The 18,358-nt window shown below is 67.9% G+C and carries 6 protein-coding genes; 2 read left to right on the top strand and 4 right to left on the bottom strand.

Features of this window, described 5'->3' with window-relative positions:
• Positions 1–2 precede the first annotated feature (2 nt).
• From GFH49_RS02515 to GFH49_RS02505, 3 genes are all read right to left on the bottom strand, one after another.
• The gene (locus tag GFH49_RS02515; RefSeq protein WP_230396124.1) at positions 3–6,395 is read right to left on the bottom strand and encodes an RHS repeat-associated core domain-containing protein; all 6,393 of its coding nucleotides are present in this window, start codon (positions 6,393–6,395) and stop codon (positions 3–5) included.
• 105 nt (positions 6,396–6,500) lie between these two features.
• Positions 6,501–10,064: a LamG-like jellyroll fold domain-containing protein gene (locus tag GFH49_RS02510; protein ID WP_155054071.1), complete on the bottom strand. Its 3,564-nt coding sequence runs from the start codon at positions 10,062–10,064 to the stop codon at positions 6,501–6,503.
• A 669-nt stretch (positions 10,065–10,733) separates the two neighbouring features.
• Complete coding sequence (locus tag GFH49_RS02505; RefSeq protein ID WP_155054070.1) at positions 10,734–11,372, bottom strand: TetR/AcrR family transcriptional regulator; 639 nt, start codon at positions 11,370–11,372, stop codon at positions 10,734–10,736.
• A 181-nt stretch (positions 11,373–11,553) separates the two neighbouring features.
• On the opposite strand from GFH49_RS02505, the gene GFH49_RS02500 reads away from it, so the two are divergent.
• The gene (locus tag GFH49_RS02500; RefSeq protein ID WP_155054069.1) at positions 11,554–12,474 is read left to right on the top strand and encodes an ABC transporter permease; all 921 of its coding nucleotides are present in this window, start codon (positions 11,554–11,556) and stop codon (positions 12,472–12,474) included.
• Positions 12,467–13,318: an ABC transporter ATP-binding protein gene (locus tag GFH49_RS02495; protein ID WP_155054068.1), complete on the top strand. Its 852-nt coding sequence runs from the start codon at positions 12,467–12,469 to the stop codon at positions 13,316–13,318. The genes GFH49_RS02500 and GFH49_RS02495 overlap by 8 nt, the downstream gene beginning before the upstream one ends.
• A gap of 96 nt (positions 13,319–13,414) precedes the next feature.
• On the opposite strand, the gene GFH49_RS02490 is transcribed toward GFH49_RS02495, so the two are convergent.
• Positions 13,415–18,352 (bottom strand): NAD-glutamate dehydrogenase, encoded by a 4,938-nt coding sequence (locus tag GFH49_RS02490; RefSeq protein WP_155054067.1) that lies wholly within the window; start codon positions 18,350–18,352, stop codon positions 13,415–13,417.
• Between the last annotated feature and the right edge of the window lie 6 nt (positions 18,353–18,358).

The following is an 18,358-nucleotide window of genomic DNA, read 5'->3' as shown; positions in this document are numbered from 1 at the left end:
CCTCACTTGAACTTGACATGCGCAATGCTGCCATCAGGGAGGAACGTCGTCTTGTAAGCCAACTCCGTGACTCCTTCTGAATCTACACGCTTTCGATACACCGCGTACGACCCAGGAACCCGTCCGGGTACCTTGTAGCTAAACTCCGCACCGCCTCCAGGGAGTCGAATTATCTCCGGAATCTCGGCATTCCCAGGACTCTTCTTCATGAAGCCGGTGAGGTTCTTACGCAACGCTGGCGACAGATCACCGACACCCGCAGCAGCAGCGACCTTTTCACCTCGTGTCAGGTTTGGGCCGGTGGCCCCATTCCGGTTGTGAACGTTCCCCTTCCCCTTGCCCAGAGGCGCCCCCAAGCTCCCTGCCGCCGCCCCGACCCCGGCCGCGTTCGAGTCGGGGTCGAAGCCGTGCTCCTCGCCCCAGGCCCGGTAGCGGTCGGTCAGGCACTTGCCCTCGACGACGCAGGCGGGGGTGTACAGGGCGCTGGTGTAGTCGATGAGGGTGGTGAAGGGCAGGCCGAGGCCGAAGAGGAAGTTGCCCAGGGGATCGGTCTGGGTGGCGACCCAGTTCCTTATCTCTGGATCGTCCCCCCAGGTCGGGTCGACGTAGGGACCCGGCACGGGGATGGTCACGTTGTCAAATATGGAGCTTCGATGGCTGAAGATGAGGCCGGTGCTGCTGGTGCTCGCCGTGCCGCACGTGTAGTAGCAGCCATTCGCGCCGGTTCCACCACGTGGTACACCCGGGTTCTTCGACTTGCTCTTGGCCTTGGGGTGTGGCTCGCTGTGGCCGGTTCCGTCGTCGATCCACAGGCCCGTCGGGTCCGTGAACGTGGCAGGGTTGTTCCCTGCGTAGCCGTAGCCGTTGAGAGACTGATGCTGATCGAGTACAAGGACGGGGTCGACGCTGATGAAGCGACCGATCGACGGGTCGTACTCGCGGGCGCCGACGTGGGTGAGGCCGGTGCCGTCGTCGGCCGTTTTGCCGAGGAACGCCTTGTCGTCCGGCCACGTTCCGGTACCGCCGTCACGGGTCTCGCCGAAGGGTGTGAAGTAACGTTTGGTGAGGGCCAGTTCGGTCGAGGTCAGGGCGAGCGTGGATGTGCCGTGAGCATCACCCGCGAGGAACGACAGTGTCTCCGTACCGGACTCGTTGCTGCGTACCGCGATGGTCGCACCCGCTGCCGTGTAGTAGCGCTGGCCCCAGATGTCGCCGGTCGCCGCGTCGTAGTGGACCTCCGTGGCACCCAGGTACAGGATGCTCTCGCCCTTGGTGTTGCTCCGGACCAGCAGGTTGCCGTCGGCGTCGTAGAGGTAGCCGGTGGTGGCGTCGGCGCCGGTCTCGGCCAGCGAAGCGAGCTTGCCCTCGCTGTTCCACTGCAGGGTCTGGGTGGCCGACCCGTCGGGCCGGGTCGTGGTGTTGCCCGTGCTGTCGTACGCGTACTCCTCCGGCGCCGTGAGGCAGTTGCCACTCGTCGTCGTCGCCACCAGGGCGTGGAGTCGCTCGGAGTCGTAGCAGTACGTCTGCGTCGTCGACCCGTTGGCGGTGTGCTCGGTCTCCGTCTGCCGCAATCCCGCGCCGTTGTAGGTGTACGACGTCCAGTACGGCGATCCTCCGTCGAGGTTGCTGACGGTACGCCCAGCGGTGGAGCAGTCGGCCGTCTTCGGCGTCCACGCCTCGGTCAGGCGGCGGTACCCGTCGTACGCGAAGCACTGGTTGTCGGCCTCGCTCGTGCCGCCCAGCGTGGTCGGGTCGGAGATGGACAGGACGTTGCCCGCGTCGTCGTAGCCGTACGTGAGGTCCTGCAGCATGTAGGAGTGTGCCGTGGTCGTCACGTGCGACTCGGTGAGCCGGTTGGTGCCCTCCTCCCAGGTGTTGGTGACGTACGCCTTCTTGGTCCCGGCCGCCGCGGACGCACCCAGCGTGAGCTGCTCGACCTGGCCGAGCGCGGAATAGGACGCGCCGAGCAGGTAGTCGGAGATGCCGGAGACCTTCTCCGGGAGTGCCGCGTCGGTGTAGGTGGTGGAGACGTACTCATCGTCCAGGCCGCCCACGGCCGGCTCGTATGTGGAGGCTATGGTGCCGTCGACGTTGTAGTCCGTCTTGTACGTCAGCGTGGTGGAGGCGACCGCGCCCGAGGTGACGAAGACACTGTCTGACGGCAGGCTGAACGTCGACTCGGTCACCTGGTACAAGCTGTCGTAGGAGACCACCGCGTCGGTGTACGCCTCACCACCCGTGCCACCCACATAGCGCGTGGTCGAGTCCAACTGCCCCTTGTACAGGGTGTCGTAGGCGTACGCGATCAGCTTGTTCGCTTCCGTCTTCGACGTCTCGTACGTGGCGGTGGGGCGGCCGACGTTGTCGTAGGCGAACAGCAGCTTCTTGCCACGTGCGTCCGTCGTGCTATCGGTCTGGTCGAGCGCCGTATAGGTGTTCGTGGTCGTGCCGGTGTCGGGGTCGGTCGCCGTGGTCTGGCGGCCGAACAAGTCGTAGCCGTACGACCACTGTTCACTGTCCGGACCGGTGACCGTCTTCTGCAGCCCGTCTCGGGTGTAGGCGTACGAGGTCGAGGTGTACGCCGTCCCTGTCGGGGACGTGCCCGCGTACTCACGGCGTTCGGTGGTCCGGCCCAGCGCGTCCGTGAAGACCCGGGTCGCGGAGCCGCCCTGAACGGCTGTCGTCGCGGTCTCGTCGCCGGTGTAGGTCGTGGTGGTGGACCACTGTGCCACGCCGCCGATCAGGAAGGTGGACTTCTCCGGCCGCCCGGCGCCGTCGTAAACGGTCTCGGTCTGGCTGGGTGCCTCGCCGTACTCGGCCCGGGTGTAGGTGCCGTTGGGCTCGCTGGTCGTGTCGTAGATGTCGGATTGGGTCTCGTAGGCGAGGCCCCGTGTGTCGTAGCGGGTGTCGGTGAGCAGCCGGCCAGCCGTGGCCGCGGGGGACTGGACCTGCAGCTGACGCAGCAGCGCGTCGTAGATCGTGTACGTGGTGTCGTAGGAGGTGCCGTCGGCCTTCAGAGTGGAGGTCGAGGTCCACGACGCGGCGTCGTTGGTGACGCTGTAGGCGTAGGTGGTGTTGGCGCTCTGTCCCGCGTCTTTGGAGCGGTTGGGCAGCCAGACCCCGGTGAGGCGGCCCAGGGCGTCGTAGGTGAGGTCGGTCTTCTTCAGGTTGGCGTCGTAGAGCCTGACCGGCTGTCCGGTGGCCGGGTCTGTGTAGGTGTATGCCGAGTGGCCCGCCGCATTGGTGACCCTCGTGCGGGTCAGCGGGCCCGCGGTGGTCGGGGTGTAGGTCGTGGTCGTGGTGTTGCCCGCCGCGTCCGTGGCCGTCAGGATCCGGCCGAGGGTGTCGTACGTCGACTTGGCGGTGGTCTGCCAGGTGGAGGGGTGGCGTTCGCCGCCGGTGGCTGTGGCCGGGTAGGCGGAGGCGCGGCCCGTCCAGCTCACCTCGCCCTTGGTCGGAGTCTGGGACGCTGACCAGGCGGTGGCCGATGTGTTGTCGTAGACGGTCGCTGTGTCGGACAGGACGTCCCCGCGCGTGTTGCTGTTCGTGGGCAGCGAGAGGTCCGCTTCGGTGGCGGAGCAGACTCGGCCGACGGTACGGGTGCGGGAGACGAGGGAGTTGATGCCTGCGCCCTCGTTGCGCGCGTACCAGGTGCGGGTGCAGGTCTGGTCGTCGTCCACGGCGGTGTCGCCGTTGTCCTGAGCCGTGACGGCCATGCCGTAGTCGTCGTATGTGGTCTCCGTGGAGGCCGTGCGCCAGCTCGACGTGTCCGTCAGATAGGTGTGCGTGGCGCTCTTCGCGGTGCGGACGAAGTATGCCTCGGTGTCCGCGTAACTCTTGTGCTGCGTAGCCGTCTTGGACTTCCACGGGGTGTGCACCGTGACGGACACCGGGGTGTCCCCGTTGTACGTGATCTGCTCGCGCAGGAACCCGGCGTACGGGTCGGAGTCGGTGATGTCGGCGACGGTCAGGCCGTTCAGCTCGATGCCCGTCTCGGTGACCGAGCGGGTGCCCGAGGACGTCTTGTCGCCGTCCATGCCCTGGAGGTAGAGGGACACGGTCTTGGACTGAGTGAGGTCCGAACTGCCGGTGTACGACGTCACCTTGCGGTAGCCGCGCCACTTTGACCACGTGCGCTCCTCGGACGGCGTCAGCGGGTCGTCGTTGTAGTGCCAGGCGGGTTCCGCGTAGGAGTAGGAGTGGTAGACCGGCTCGTTCTGTCCGGTCGGGTCCGCCGTCGACACGGCGGTGACCCGGTACTTGTGGAACCAGTCGATCGAGGCCTCGGCGGCACCGTTGATGTTCCAGTACGTCGGGTAGCAGGACAGGCTGTTGTCGTCCCTCGCGCCCGGCATGTTCGTGCCGCGCGCACACTCCGGCTCCGAGATCGTCACCGTGGTGATTGCCCCGGTCTCCGACGTGACCGTCTCGATGCGCGGGCGGGTCAGCGGCAGAATGTCATCGGTGGCGTCGACGCGGTTTTCCCGCATCTGATACGTGAACGTCACCGGGTCGAGGGAGATGTCGTCGCCGTTCTTGCCCGTGTGCGTGAGCGACTTGAGGACCAGCGTCTGGTCGGAGGTGTCGCCGATGTCCCCACCATCCAGGAACTGTTGGGTCAGCGCCCAGGAATCGGCTGCCGTGTACGCACTGCTCGACGCCGACCACGCATAGGTGTTGATCCCGATCAGTCGTTTGCGGGTGAAGAACGCCGGTGAGGCGTTCTCCTCACAGTCGGCGCCCGCCGCGCAGATCGCGTCGAAGGGCACGTCCGGCCAGTTGTCGGACGTCGTATCGGTCAGTTCCGAGCAGTCGGCCGCCGTGCAGCGCTCGCTGTAGTCGAAGGTGACCTTGTTGGAGGCGTCGGCGGTGAACAGGGTGTCCGAGCGCTGCCCGTACAGGATCTTCGTCAGATAGCCACCGCGCGTGTAGGAGGCTGAGGCGGTCGAAGCCCCGTTCCTGGCATAGGAGTTGGACTCCTTGGTGTACCAGTACGACATCGCGTTGCTGTGCGTGTCCTCGACATAGTCGAGATTCCACCGCCATGCCTGCGTGCAGTACGCATCGGCGAAGGTCGCGTCATAGCAGGGCTCGCCGGAGTCGTCGCCGAAAACCGGGACCGTCCACACTGAGTTGGTGCGCTCATCCCCCGCACCGGACAGCTTGTTCAGGCCGAAGACGTACTTGGTGCCGTCACCGGTGACGACCGTCCAGTACTCGCCGTTGTTGTCGCCGTTGTCGCCGCCCGTGGAGTGCGTGACGGTGGAGGCGTCGTCGTCCTTCAGCCGCCACTCGCCCGACGTGTCGTCCTTGACCAGCTCCGTCGACTTGCCGTTCAGCACCAGCGAGGCGTTCTCGTACTTCCAGCAGCGGTCGTACTTCTCGTCGTGCCCGTCCTCGTCACAACTGCCGTACGATCGCTCGATGTACGACGACGTCAGGTCGAAGCCCTCACCGAGCTGCGTGGCCTGGTTGTTCGTCGATGCCGTCTTGCCGTCCACGCTGCCCGAGTCGTAGGAGAGCGACAGCCCCGGCTCCGGGCCTGCGGCGGCAGGTGGTACATCGACGTCGTACGACCAGGTGAACGAGCCGGAGGAACTGCCCGCCGACCAGGTCGAGGAAAACGTCAGCGGGGTCGCCGTGTAGTCGCCGGAGCCGGAGGCGGACTCACCCGACGAGGCCGTCACCGCGAGCACGGTCGCCTCGGCCACGCTCGCCTCGCGGACGAGCTGGGTGGAGACACCTGCGGACTTGAGGTCGATGCTCGCCGACAGTTCCTGCGACTTGATGTCGTTGGACGAGTCAAGCGGCTTCTGCGTACGGCACTTCGCCTTCTCCGGCGTGGTCAACGCGCATGCGGGCAGCTCCACCAGCGTGAGCCGGCCCGACCAGCCGCCTCCGTAGGCCGACGCGAACGTGCCGTAGTCCAGGGCGAGTTCGGACCGCCCCTCGCCGGACACAGTGAGCAATACCCCGGTGACCCCGGCCGCTTTCGTCGCCTCGCGGGACAGCACCTCAACGGTGGCCGTCCCCTCGGCACCGGCCTTCGGCGTGAGGGTGACGGGCAGACCGCCGGGCGCGGCCTCGGTCCGGCCGGTCAGGTCCACCGACGCCTGGCCGGCTTCCGGCCACGTGGCGTCCTGTTCCGCCCGCGCCCGCTTGGCCTGCTCCTGGTTCTCGGCCCTGCCGTCCGCCACCCGCGCGCGGGCCTTCTTGGCGCCGAGGCCCTTGACCTCGGACACCTCGCTGACCCGCTCCTTCTGAGTCGCCGGCCGCCCCAGCGGATCCGCGTCGGCCGCCCAGGCCACCGGTGTCAGCAGCGAGGCCACCAGTGTCACGGTGACGGCGACCAGTCCACCCCGCCGCCCGCCCCACCGTTTAAATGATGCGCTCATGCCATTACTCACGTCGTCGCCCCGCTGTATCCCGTGAAGAAGATCAAGGAAGTCATGCCAGGTGCCGGGCGGCGGTGTGAAGTGCCGCCGCCCGGCAACCACCCGTTATTCGCCCAGCAGTTGGCTGATCTGTTCGGTGTCCGAAGCCGCCCCGGCCCACAGCCGTACCTCGCTCACCGCGCCCGGCAGCCAGTGCCCCGAGGCACCGGAGGTGTAGCCGTTGCCGACCGCGAGGGTCTCCTTGCCGGAGTCCGTCGCATAGGGCACGGTCGTGTACTGCATGTTGTCGTTGAGATACAGCGCCGCAGTGCGGTCCTGCGGGTTGTAGACACCGGTGACCCGGACGTCACCGCTGTCGGTGGTGGCCGCCTCGCTGACCTGCGAGGTGAAGGTGCCGTCGTCGTTGTACCGGCCGAAGTGCCAGAAGCCGGTGGCGACGGTCTTCTCCACGATGTCCCCGTCGCTGGTCTCCACGGCGACGGTCGACTTGCCGGTCACCTGGAAGAAGATGCCCCAGTTGGAGGTCCCGTCCTTGTCGCGCTTGCCGACCACCTGGGCCACGTATCCCGTTCCCTTCCCAGCGAGTTCCTCAAGGTCGGGGCTGACCACGGCCGTCACGGTGAACGACCCCGTATCGTCCACGACCGCGTCCGAGGCGGCGGAGTCGTCCGTGCCATCCAGCGTGATCGCCTCCCCGTCTGTGGCGGCACCGCCGGAGATGGTGAGCGTCCGCCCGTAGCCGGAGGTGTCCGACAGTGCCGTGGATCCGGTGTCGGCCGTGGCCGCGTCCCAGTGCGCGGTCAGCTCGGCGTACTGGTCACCCGTCGTAGGGTTCAACAGGCGGGCATCCCGAATGAGTTCGTAAAAGGACAACGGTCGCTGCCACGCCCGTACCTCGTCCACAGACCCGGCCAGCGGCAATTGGTATGCCGCCTCCATCAGCCCGCGCCCGACCTGAAAGTCTCCCGAAGAAACCCAGGCGGTGGCAGCGGCCGTCTCGATGTACCACTTACCGTTCACGATCAACCGCATGGTCTTGGCGGTGGCGTTGTAGACGAAGGCCACATGCGTCCACGTGTTCGCAGCCACGGGCGCGGCCATGTACAGCGAGGAGTAGGCGGGGTTGGTGGCGTCCGCACCGGCTGTGATCATGCCCCAGTAGCCGTTGCTGCTGTTGTAGAGCACGTAGAACGGGCTGTAGACCGAGCCGTTTTGCGAGAGGACAACCTGCGTCTTGCTCAGGGTGTCGAGGCGCACCCACGCCGACACTGTGTACGACTTGGTGGTGTCGAGCACCGCGTCGTCCGTGGCCGCATACCCCGAGCTGCCGTTCAGGACAAGCCCGGTGTCCTCCACCCCGGTGGATACGTCCGTGCCCCGGCGCCCGCGCCCGTCGCGTGAGGCCCCGGCGGACGACAGCAGCAGGGTGTCCTCGTCGGCGTCCACCCCGGTCGCGGAATCCAGCGCGGACCCGGACGCCTCGTCGAAGTGCCACTCGGCCTGAGGCGCGACGCCGTCGGAGACCCTGAAGTCGATGAGGTTCTGCGCACCCCAACGGCCCAGGCTGTCCTTGGCTCGCACGTACAGCCGGTACGTGCCCTCCGTGTCAGGGGTCACCGACCTGGTCACCTGGTTGCCACTGATCTCGGACGACCATGCCTCGTCTGTGGACAGCTTGTACTGGTAGGCCACGTTCGTGTCGCCCGCCGCCGCGGTGAACGTGAACGTCGCCGCGACCCCCGGCCCACCGGCCGCCGCACACGCGTTGGCGGTGCACGCCGAATACGGTGACGCGATCGTGATCGTCGGCTTCAGCGGCCGGGTCGAGTCAACCTGGAAGTAGCACCAGCCGCTGGTGGAGGCGTTCGAGGCGCTCGACAGCCAGCTGTCGCCGCTGTTGTAGTAGGACCGCGTCCACGCCCGGTACCGGTACAACGCGTCCTCGCTGAGCGTCGACCACTGGAGCGTGACCTTCTTGTTGTCACCGATGTAGCCGTCGCCCACGGCGGGCCGCAGATCACCGTTCCCCGCGGTGGCGTCCGACCAGGTGCCGCCACTGCTGCGCTTGTCGACATCGAAGTAGACCCTGAGGCTCGCATCGGATTCGCCGCCCGCCTTCGTCTGCGCGGTCGCCGCGAGCGAAGGCGTCGAGTCGGAGACGATCGCCGGGTCGCCGGCGTCTGTCTCGCAGACCGTGCCGTCGCCGGTGACGATGCCGATACCGGTCGGCGTCGCGGGCACGCCGACGAACCTCACCTCCAGTACGGCGTCGTTCTTGAACCGCTTCCACGAGTTGGGATCGGACTCGTCGGCCGCCCGCAGCATCAGCGTCAGCCTGGAGAACTTGCCCGCCGCGAAGTCGGACACCGTGGAAGTGAGGTTCTCGTTCGACTCATCCGGGTTGTCGTTGAACTCGATCGGCGCGTTCGGCTGCGAGGGATCGCAGGCGCTGCCCCGCCCGGCCGACACATGCCGGTCGCCCATCAGGTCGAGGGCGGTGGGTCCGGGCCATTCGGTGGACGACGAGATCCCGTTCGTACGCACAAGGTTCACCCAGGAAGCGCTGCAGGACATCGACCACGTCTCCGTCACCCGGAACGTGGCGTCCAGGACCTTCTTGCCCTTCAGCACGCTGGGCGAGAACTCGAAGTACAGGCGCTGCCTGTAACCCGAGCCGCAGTAGTACGAGTAGCCGCCGGTGACGTAGGTACCGCAGTACCCCATCCCCTCGCCCTCGTCGTCGTCCCCGTTCGTCCAGGCATAGTCGTTGTAGCCGTCACTGCGCAGCAGCGTGCGCTCGGACTCGCTCCAGGTCACGTCCGGGTCGATGTAGAGCGGGAAGGTGGCGGTGTCCAACAGGTCGGCGTCGGGCACGACGGCGACCGAGTCCTCATCGACGTGGAGAGGCACCGTGGCGTGAGCGTCGCCGTACGAGGGCCCGGAGGCGGGGTCCTCGGTGGCAGTATCGTCCGTGACGTCGGTGTCCTCGTTGGACATGGCCGTCACCCCGGACGTGTCCCCGGCCGAGTCCCACATCCGCGCCGCGGGCGAGCGGAAGACCGGGGCGCCGTTGCCGTCGACCGCGACCATGCCGCCCGTCTCGGTCTCCTGGGCCGTGACGCCCTCGGTGTCGAGCGCGAAGGTGATCTTCTGCAGCTCCTCACTCGCTGCTGCCTCGGCCGTCTTGACGATCAGGACCTCACGGAAGCCCTCGACGGTCGCGGTCAGCTTCAGGTCCACGCCGGGCAGGACTTCGCCGTACAGTGCGGAGGAGCCGTCGAGTCGGGGCTCGGGCAGCTTCCCGGGCCAGCCCAGGGAAAGCGACCGCCCTTCCCGTGCGATGTTCAGCAGGTCCGCGCCTTCCCCTCCACCCGAGAACGACAGGTCGACCGCCGCGGCCTTGGGCCCGACGATCCCGTCCGCGCGGACTTCCAGGGTCGCGTCCGGCGTGGTCCACTTCCCGGCGGAGTCCTTGACCCGCACCGGAGCCGCCGAGTCCTGCAAGGTGAAGGTGAGCCCGTCAGGGTTGGCGTACGTCGTCGAGTACTCGGTGCGCAACCCTTCGACCTCAACCTGCTCGCCTGTGCTCGCCGCGTCCGCGAGTGCGGCCTGGGCTTCCTCGGTGGTGGCACCGCTGCCGTCGGCGGCCGAGGCCTCCGCGTCGGACATGGGTTTCCCACCCTCGGCGGCCTCCGTCGACCGGGCGGCCGATACCGGCGCGTCCCCGAGCAGAGACGGGTCCGCGGCAGCCGCAGGACCCCCTTGCAGCAGTACGGCCCCCAGGACCGCCGCGGCCAACGCCGCACGCGTGACCCGTCTTACCCAGCCCGCTTCACCATGCCCCCCGCTTCACCATGATCACGCCAAGAATCGACCAAAACGTAAAGCGTCTCGAACACCATAGTCAACGACCCTTCACTTACTTTGAGTTGACTGTGAGAATCCCGTGATCGGCGCCATCATCGTTCTCGTGACCCCATAGGCAGGTGAGCACAGAGACACAGACGGACCGTGGCCTGCGCCCCCTGGCAGTGGTGCTACTGGTCGCGGCGGTACTGGTGAGGGTGCTGCTGGCGACAGGCGTCGGCCGGGAGTAGCAGTCGAGTTAAGCGACCGAGCCGCCGGCAAGGGACCGTTCGTACGACGCCCCGGTCCCTCCGTCCTTGCAGCTTCACCTGGACCGAAGTCGCCCCCGACTCCACCCCTTCGGCATGCGACGTACCTGACACCGCCTGCTCACTGGGCCCATCACCCAGAAACCTTCGGACCGCCCAGGGAAGCGCGCCTCCCACCCTGGGCCGCAGCCCGGACAGTTCGCTGCAACAGCTCACAGTGCGCTCAGAGCGCCTTCAGTCCCGCCGCCGTAGTCCGAGTCAGCGCCTCCAGATACCCCTTCGGCAGCTTGGGGCTGCGGATCACCACCGAGCGCCAGTACAGGGGGCCGGAGATGAGGTCCAGTGCCAGGTCCGTGTCCACGCCCTCCCGCACCTCACCCCGTTGCTGCGCCGCCGCCACGATCCCGCTCGCCACCCCGTCCTGCCCCTCCCGCACCGCCTTCTGCATCGCCTCGGCGATCTCGGGATTGCGGGCGGCCTCGGCCTGGAGGTCGGGGATGATCTGCGAGGCGACGGGATGCCGCAACGCCCTCGACGTCACCTCGTACAGGAGGCGCAGGTCGCCCTCCAGGGAGCCGGTGTCCGGTGCCGGAAGGCCCTGGACGGCGATGGCGGAGACCAGGTCGAGCACAAGGTGCAGCTTGGAGCGCCAGCGGCGGTAGACCGCCGTCTTGCCGACGCCCGCACGGCGCGCGATGCCCTCGATGGACATCCGCGCGTAGCCGACGGCCGCGAGTTCCTCGAAGACGGCCCCCCGGATCGCCTCCGTCACATCCGTCCGGAGCACGGCCGCACCGGCCGGACGCCTGCGGCGCCGGCGGTCGGCCGTCCGGGCTCCTGGCTCGTCGGCGTTGGTCGTCATGGGCACCAGCATAGGACGTTACGACGAAACGGTTGCGTTCCGACGTTAAATCGGAATACTCTCGCGTTGCGACGATACGGTCCCGTCCCGACGTAAGAGAACGTGAAGGAACTGGTAAGGAAACGGCAGGGGATCAAGGACCGCGGGTGCGCACCCCTCCCCCCGAACGAAAGCAGCGGATGTGAGCCAGGTCCTCGACACACCGCCCCTCACGGCGCCCACCCCGGCCGCCGACGACCTCGCGGCCCTCGCCGCCCGCCACGGCCTCACGGTCAGCGGCGCCCGCCCGTCCCTGCCCGAGTACGTCCGCCGGCTGTGGGCCAGGCGCCACTTCATCGCGGCGTTCTCCACCGCCCGGCTCACCTCCCAGTACAGCCAGGCGAAGCTGGGCCAGGTCTGGCAGGTCATGACCCCGCTGCTGAACGCGGCGGTCTACTTCCTCATCTTCGGCGTGCTGCTGGGCACCAAGAAGGGCGTGCCGGACTACATCCCGTTCCTGGTCACGGGCGTGTTCGTGTGGACCTTCACCCAGAGCTCGATCCTGTCCGGCACCCGCGCGATCTCCGGCAACCAGGGCCTCGTACGGGCACTGCACTTCCCGCGTGCCGCGCTGCCGATCTCCATGTGCCTCCAGCAGCTCCAGCAGCTGCTCTTCTCGATGGCGGCCCTGGTCGTCATCCTGCTCGCCTTCGGTGTCCCGGTCGCCTTCTCCTGGCTACTGGCGGTCCCGGCCCTGCTGCTGCAGTTCACGTTCAACGCGGGCATGGCGATGATCATGGCCCGGGTGGGAGCGAAGACGCCGGACATCTCACAGCTGATGCCCTTCGTGCTGCGCACCTGGATGTACGCCTCGGGTGTGATGTGGAGCATCGAGCACCTGCTCAGCAAGCACAACGACTGGCCGTCCTGGGTCGGTCCGGTGCTCCAGGCCAACCCGGCCGCCGTCTACATCGACCTGATGCGCTTCGCGCTCATCGACAGCTTCCACGCGAGCCAGCTGCCCGCGCATGTGTGGGCCATCGCGACGGGCTGGGCCCTGCTCGCCGGAGTGGGCGGCTTCATCTACTTCTGGAAGGCTGAGGAGACGTACGGCCGTGGCTGATCACACCTCTGAGAAAATCCCCACCGTCATCGCCGACGGTGTCGACATCGTCTACCGCGTCAACGGCACCGGCGCCGGCCGCGGCTCCGCCACCGCCGCCCTCAACCGCATCCTGCGCCGCAAGAACGCCGAGAAGGCGGCTGGCGTGCGCAAGGTTCACGCCGTGCGGAACGTGTCCTTCGTCGCGCACCGCGGCGAGGCGATCGGCCTCATCGGCACCAACGGCTCCGGCAAGTCGACCCTGCTCAAGGCGGTCGCGGGCCTGCTCCCCGTGGAGAACGGCCACATCTACACCGACGGCCAGCCCTCCCTCCTCGGCGTCAACGCCGCCCTGATGAACGACCTCACCGGCGAACGCAACGTCTACCTCGGCGGTCTCGCCATGGGCATGTCCCGCGAGCAGATCAAGGAACGCTACGAGGAGATCGTCGACTTCTCCGGCATCAACGACAAGGGCGACTTCATCACCCTCCCCATGCGGACGTACTCCTCCGGCATGGCAGCCCGGCTCCGCTTCTCCATCGCTGCCGCCAAGGACCACGACGTCCTCCTCATCGACGAGGCCCTCGCCACCGGCGACGCCAACTTCCGCAAGCGCTCCGAGGCCCGCATCCGCGACCTGCGCAAGAGCGCGGGCACGGTGTTCCTGGTCAGCCACAACAACAAGTCCATCCGCGACACCTGCGACCGCGTGCTGTGGCTGGAGCGCGGCGAACTGCGCATGGACGGACCGACCGAGGACGTCCTCGCCGAGTACGAGGCGTTCACCGGCGACAAGACCACCAAGCCGAAGCCCAAGCCGAGGCCGAAGGCGACGGCGACGAAGGTCACGCAGCCTTCCTGAGTCCTTCTGCTACGACGACCAGGGCGCCCCGAGCTGTTACGGCTCGGGGCGCCCTGGTCGTCGTAGCACCGCCTGCGAATGCGTCCGTACCGCCGCCTACGAATGTGTCCGCAGCAGTGTCCGCATCGTCCGCATCGCCACCGACAGGTTGGCCAGGTCGAACGAGTCCGAGCCCTGGATCTCCTCCAGCGTGGCGCGGGCGCGGCCCAGGATCGCCGCGTTCTTCTGTTCCCAGAGCTTGAAGCGCTGCTCGGGCGTCGCGCTGCCGTTGCCGACCGCGAGGACGTCCGCCGTCACGGCCGAGTGGGCGGCGTAGAGGTCCTCGCGGATGGCGGCGCGGGCCATGGACTGCCAGCGGTCGGCGCGGGGCAGCTCGATGATGCGGTCCATGAGCTGGGTGATGCCGAGCCGGTCGGCGAGGTCGTAGTAGACCTCGGCGACGTCCAGCGGCTCCTTGCCCATGCGGTCGGCCACCGAGACGATGTCCAGCGCCGGGAAGGCGGAGGAGAACCCGGCCACGCGCGTGGCGAGTTCGTCCGGGACGCCCGCGCCGGTCAGCTCGTCATAGATCTGCTGGTACCACTCAAGGTCCGCGCCGCGCAGCAGCTTGGGCAGCTGCGACCAGACCTGCTCGACCCGCTCGCCGAAGAACTCGACGGTCTCGGCGAGCTGAAGCGGCTGCGGCCGGTTGTTGAGCAGCCAGCGCGTACCGCGCTCGGCCAGCCGGCGCGAGTGCAGCCGGACACGGGTCTGGACGGCCGCCTCGACCTTGTTGTCGAGCGCCTCCACCGCGTCCCACACCGCGGACGCGTGGAAGATCGTCCGGGCCGCGGTCTGCGCCCGCACGACCTCCTCCAGCGAGGCTCCGGTCTCCTCGCGCAGCCGGTGCAGGAAGCTCGTACCGCCCGTGTTGACCGTGTCGTTGACCAGGACGGTCGTCACGATCTCGCGGTGCAGCGGATGGCTGTCGATGTGCTCGGGGAACTTCTCGCGCAGCGCGGTCGGGAAGTACGCGTAGAGCAGGCCGCGCAGATACGGGTCGTCGGGCAGCGAGGTGTGCAGCAGCTCCTCGGCGACCGTGATCTTCGTGTACGCCAGCAGGACCGCCGTCTCCGGACCGGTCAGGCCCTGCCCGGCGTTGAGGCGTTCGCGGATCTGGCGGTCGGTCGGCAGGAACTCCAGGGCCCGGTCGAGGTGGCCCTCGCGGACCAGGTGGCGCATGAAGCGCTGCTGGGCGTGGAGCATGTCCTTGGACTGGGCCAGCGCGTTGGCGATCGCGGTGTTCTGCGCGTAGTTGTTCCGCAGGACCAGCCGGCCGACCTCGTCGGTCATCTCGGCGAGCAGCTTGTTGCGCTGCTTGACGGTCATGTCGCCGTCGGTGACCAGGCTGTTGAGCAGGATCTTGATGTTCACCTCGTGGTCGGAGGTGTCCACGCCCGCGCTGTTGTCGATCGCGTCCGTGTTGATCTTGCCGCCGTTCCGGGCGAACTCGATCCGGCCGAGCTGGGTCAGGCCCAGGTTGCCGCCCTCGCCGACGACCTTGACGCGCAGGTCGGCGCCGTCGACGCGGATCGGGTCGTTGGCCTTGTCGCCGACGTCCGCGTGGGACTCGACGGCCGCCTTGACGTACGTACCGATGCCGCCGTTCCACAGCAGGTCGACCGGCGACTGGAGGATCGCCTTCATCAGGTCGGCCGGGGTCATCTTGGTGACCTTGCCCTCGATACCGAGGGCCTCCCGGATGTGGCCGTTGACCGGGATCGACTTGGCGGTGCGGGGGAACACGCCGCCGCCCGCCGACAGCAGCTCGGTGTCGTAGTCGGCCCAGCTGGAGCGCGGCAGCTCGAAGACCCGGCGTCGCTCGGCGTACGAGGTGGCCGCGTCCGGGGTCGGGTCGATGAAGATGTGCCGGTGGTCGAAGGCGGCGACCAGCCGGATGTGCTCGCTGAGCAGCATGCCGTTGCCGAACACGTCACCGGACATGTCGCCGATGCCGACGACCGTGAAGTCCTCGGACTGGGTGTCCACGCCCAGCTCCCGGAAGTGCCGCTTCACGGACTCCCAGGCGCCGCGCGCGGTGATACCCATGCCCTTGTGGTCGTACCCCGCGGAGCCGCCGGAGGCGAAGGCGTCGCCGAGCCAGAAGTTGTAGCTGCCGGCCACCTCGTTGGCGATGTCCGAGAACGTCGCCGTGCCCTTGTCGGCCGCGACCACCAGGTAGGTGTCGTCCTCGTCGTGCCGTACGACGTCGGCGGGCGGGACGACCTCCCCGGCCACCATGTTGTCGGTGATGTCGAGCAGCGCCGAGATGAAGGTCTTGTAGCTGCCGATGCCCTCGGCCAGCCACGCGTCCCGGTCCACCGACGGATCCGGCAGCTGCTTGGCGACGAACCCGCCCTTGGCGCCGACCGGCACGATGACGGTGTTCTTCACCATCTGCGCCTTCACCAGGCCGAGGATCTCGGTCCGGAAGTCCTCCCTGCGGTCGGACCAGCGCAGCCCACCGCGCGCGACCTTGCCGAACCTGAGGTGCACGCCCTCCACCCGCGGCGAGTACACCCAGATCTCGTACGCCGGACGCGGCGCCGGCAGATCGGGGATCGCCTGCGGGTCGAACTTCATCGAGACGTAGTCGTGCGGCCGGCCGCCCTCGGCCTCCTGGAAGAAGTTCGTGCGCAGGGTGGCCTTGATGACGGTGAGGAAGGACCGCAGGATCCGGTCCTCGTCCAGCGACGCGACCTGGTCGAGAGCGGCCTCGACCTCTTCGAGGAGGGCGTCGACGATCTCCCGGCCCGCCCGCTGCCGGTCCGGCGACATCCGCGCCTCGAAGAGCGAGACGAGGAGGCGGGTGGTGTGGACGTTGCTGCGGAGGGTGTCCTCCATGTAGTCCTGGCTGAACGTGGAACCGGCCTGGCGCAGGTACTTCGCATACGCCCGCAGCACCATCGCCTGCCGCCAGCCGAGACCGGCGCTGAGCACCAGGGAGTTGAAGCCGTCGTTCTCCGCCTTGCCGGTCCAGGTGGCGGCGAAGGCCTCCTGGAACCGCTCGCGCCCGTCGTCGCCCAGATAGTCACCGGCGGCGCCCACCAGCTTGGGCATGCGCAGGCCGAAGTCGTAGATCCAGGCGTTCGTGCGGTCCGCGCAGCGCAGTTCGTACGGCCGCTCGTCGACGACCTCGACACCGAGCCGGTTGAGGACCGGAAGGACCGCGGACAGGGAGACGGGTGCGCCGTTGCGGTAGATCTTGAAGCGGCGCTCCTCGGGCGCGGCGCCCACCGGTTCGTACAGGCTGAGCGCGAAGTTCTTCTCTTCGGTGAGCTGTTCCAGGTGGACGAGGTCGGCGACCGCGGCGCGCGGGGTGTGGTCGGCCTTGTACCCCTCGGGGAAGGCGCTGCCGTACTTGCGCAGCAACTCGGCCGCCCGCTCCTCGCCGCACTCGGCGTTGAGCGCCTCCCCGAACCCGTCCGCCCAGGAACGGGCCGCCTCCACCAGCCGCGCCTCGATGCGCTCCTTGTCGGCGTCGCTCAGCTGCGGCAGCTCGGTGCCCTGCGGGACCCGGACGACGAAGTGCAGCCGGGAGAGGATCGACTCGGTGTTCCAGGCGGTGAAGTCGACGCTGATGCCGCCGAGTTCCTCCTTGAGGATGTCGATGATCCGCAGCCGTACGCCCGTGGTGTACCGGTCGCGCGGGAGGTAGACGAGGGCGGAGTAGTAGCGCCCGTATTCGTCCTGGCGGAGATAGAGCCGCAGCCGCCGTCGCTCCTGCAGATAGAGAACGGAGGTGACGATGGACCGCAGTTCGTCGACCGGCGTCTGGAACAGCTCGTCGCGCGGGTACGTCTCCAGGATCTGCAGCAGATCGCGCCCGTCGTGGCTGTTGGGCGAGAACCCGGCGCCCTTCAGCACCTCGTCCACCTTGCGCCTGATCACGGGAACCCGGCGGACGGACTCGGTGTACGCGGCGGACGAGAAGAGCCCGAGGAACCGCCGCTCACCGACGACTTCACCGTTCTCGTCGAACTTCTTGACGCCCACATAGTCGAGATACGACGGCCGGTGCACGGTCGACCGGCTGTTGGCCTTGGTGAGGACGAGGAGCTTGTGCTCACGGGCCTTGGCCCGGGCGTCGGCGGGCAGCCGCTCGAAGGACGGGCTGACGGGGTGGCTCTCCTCAGCGGCGTGATGCGGATCGGACCGCAGAATGCCGAGCCCGGTACCGGGCACCGCCGCGAGGGAATCGTCGTCCCGCAGCTCGTACTCCCGGTAGCCCAGGAAGGTGAAGTGGTCGGCGGCCAGCCAGCGCAGCAGCTCCCGGGCCTCCTCGACCTCCTGCTCACGCAGGTCGGACGTGGGCTCCTCGGGCAGTTCCTCGGCCATCCGCAGCGCCGCGTCCCGCATCTTCTCCCAGTCCTCGACGGCCTCCCGGGCATCGGACAGGACGCGCAGCAGATCGGCGGTGATCTGCTTCAGGTCGGAGCGGTCGCTCTCACGGTCGGTCTCTACGTGGATCCAGGACTCGGTGTGCGCGTCATGCGGAAGCTCGCCGGCCGGCGGGTCGGTGAGCACCGCGATGAGCTTGCCGGTGACATCGCGGCGGACGATCACCTGCGGGTGGATGACGACGTGGATGCCACGTCCCTGCCGGGTCAGCTCATTGGTGACGGAGTCGACGAGAAACGGCATGTCATCGGTGACGACCTCGACGACCGAGTGGCTGCAGGTCCACCCGTTCTCTTCCACCGTGGGCGTGTGAACCCGCACGTTGGCCGTGCCCTGCGGGCGGTTCTCGGCCAGCCGGTAGTGGGAGAAGGCGGCGCCGAAGACGTCGACCGGGTCGCGGTCGCCGAGGTCCTCCGGTGCGGTGTGCAGGTAGTAGCGCTGGAGGAACGCGAGTACGGTGTCGTGGTCCGGGGTGCCGGAGGTGCCCTCGTCCGTCGTCCCAGTCGGTAGATACCCCCCGACCGGGCTGTTCTCAGCTACCCGGGCGGCCCTGTCGAGCAGCTCGGCCTTGGCTTCGTCCAGCTTGGTCTGCATTGTCCT

The organism is Streptomyces blattellae (assembly GCF_009709555.1).
Taxonomy (GTDB): Bacteria; Actinomycetota; Actinomycetes; order Streptomycetales; family Streptomycetaceae; genus Streptomyces; species Streptomyces blattellae.
This window is presented reverse-complemented; position numbering and strand designations above follow the sequence as displayed.

What these genes read in the sequence shown, in the direction of transcription:
- GFH49_RS02515 (WP_230396124.1), bottom strand. Translation starts at nt 6,395, where the DNA reads ATGAGCGCATCATTTAAACGGTGGGGCGGGCGGCGGGGTGGACTGGTC.
- GFH49_RS02510 (WP_155054071.1), bottom strand. Translation starts at nt 10,064, where the DNA reads ATGTCCGACGCGGAGGCCTCGGCCGCCGACGGCAGCGGTGCCACCACC.
- GFH49_RS02505 (WP_155054070.1), bottom strand. Translation starts at nt 11,372, where the DNA reads ATGACGACCAACGCCGACGAGCCAGGAGCCCGGACGGCCGACCGCCGG.
- GFH49_RS02490 (WP_155054067.1), bottom strand. Translation starts at nt 18,352, where the DNA reads ATGCAGACCAAGCTGGACGAAGCCAAGGCCGAGCTGCTCGACAGGGCC.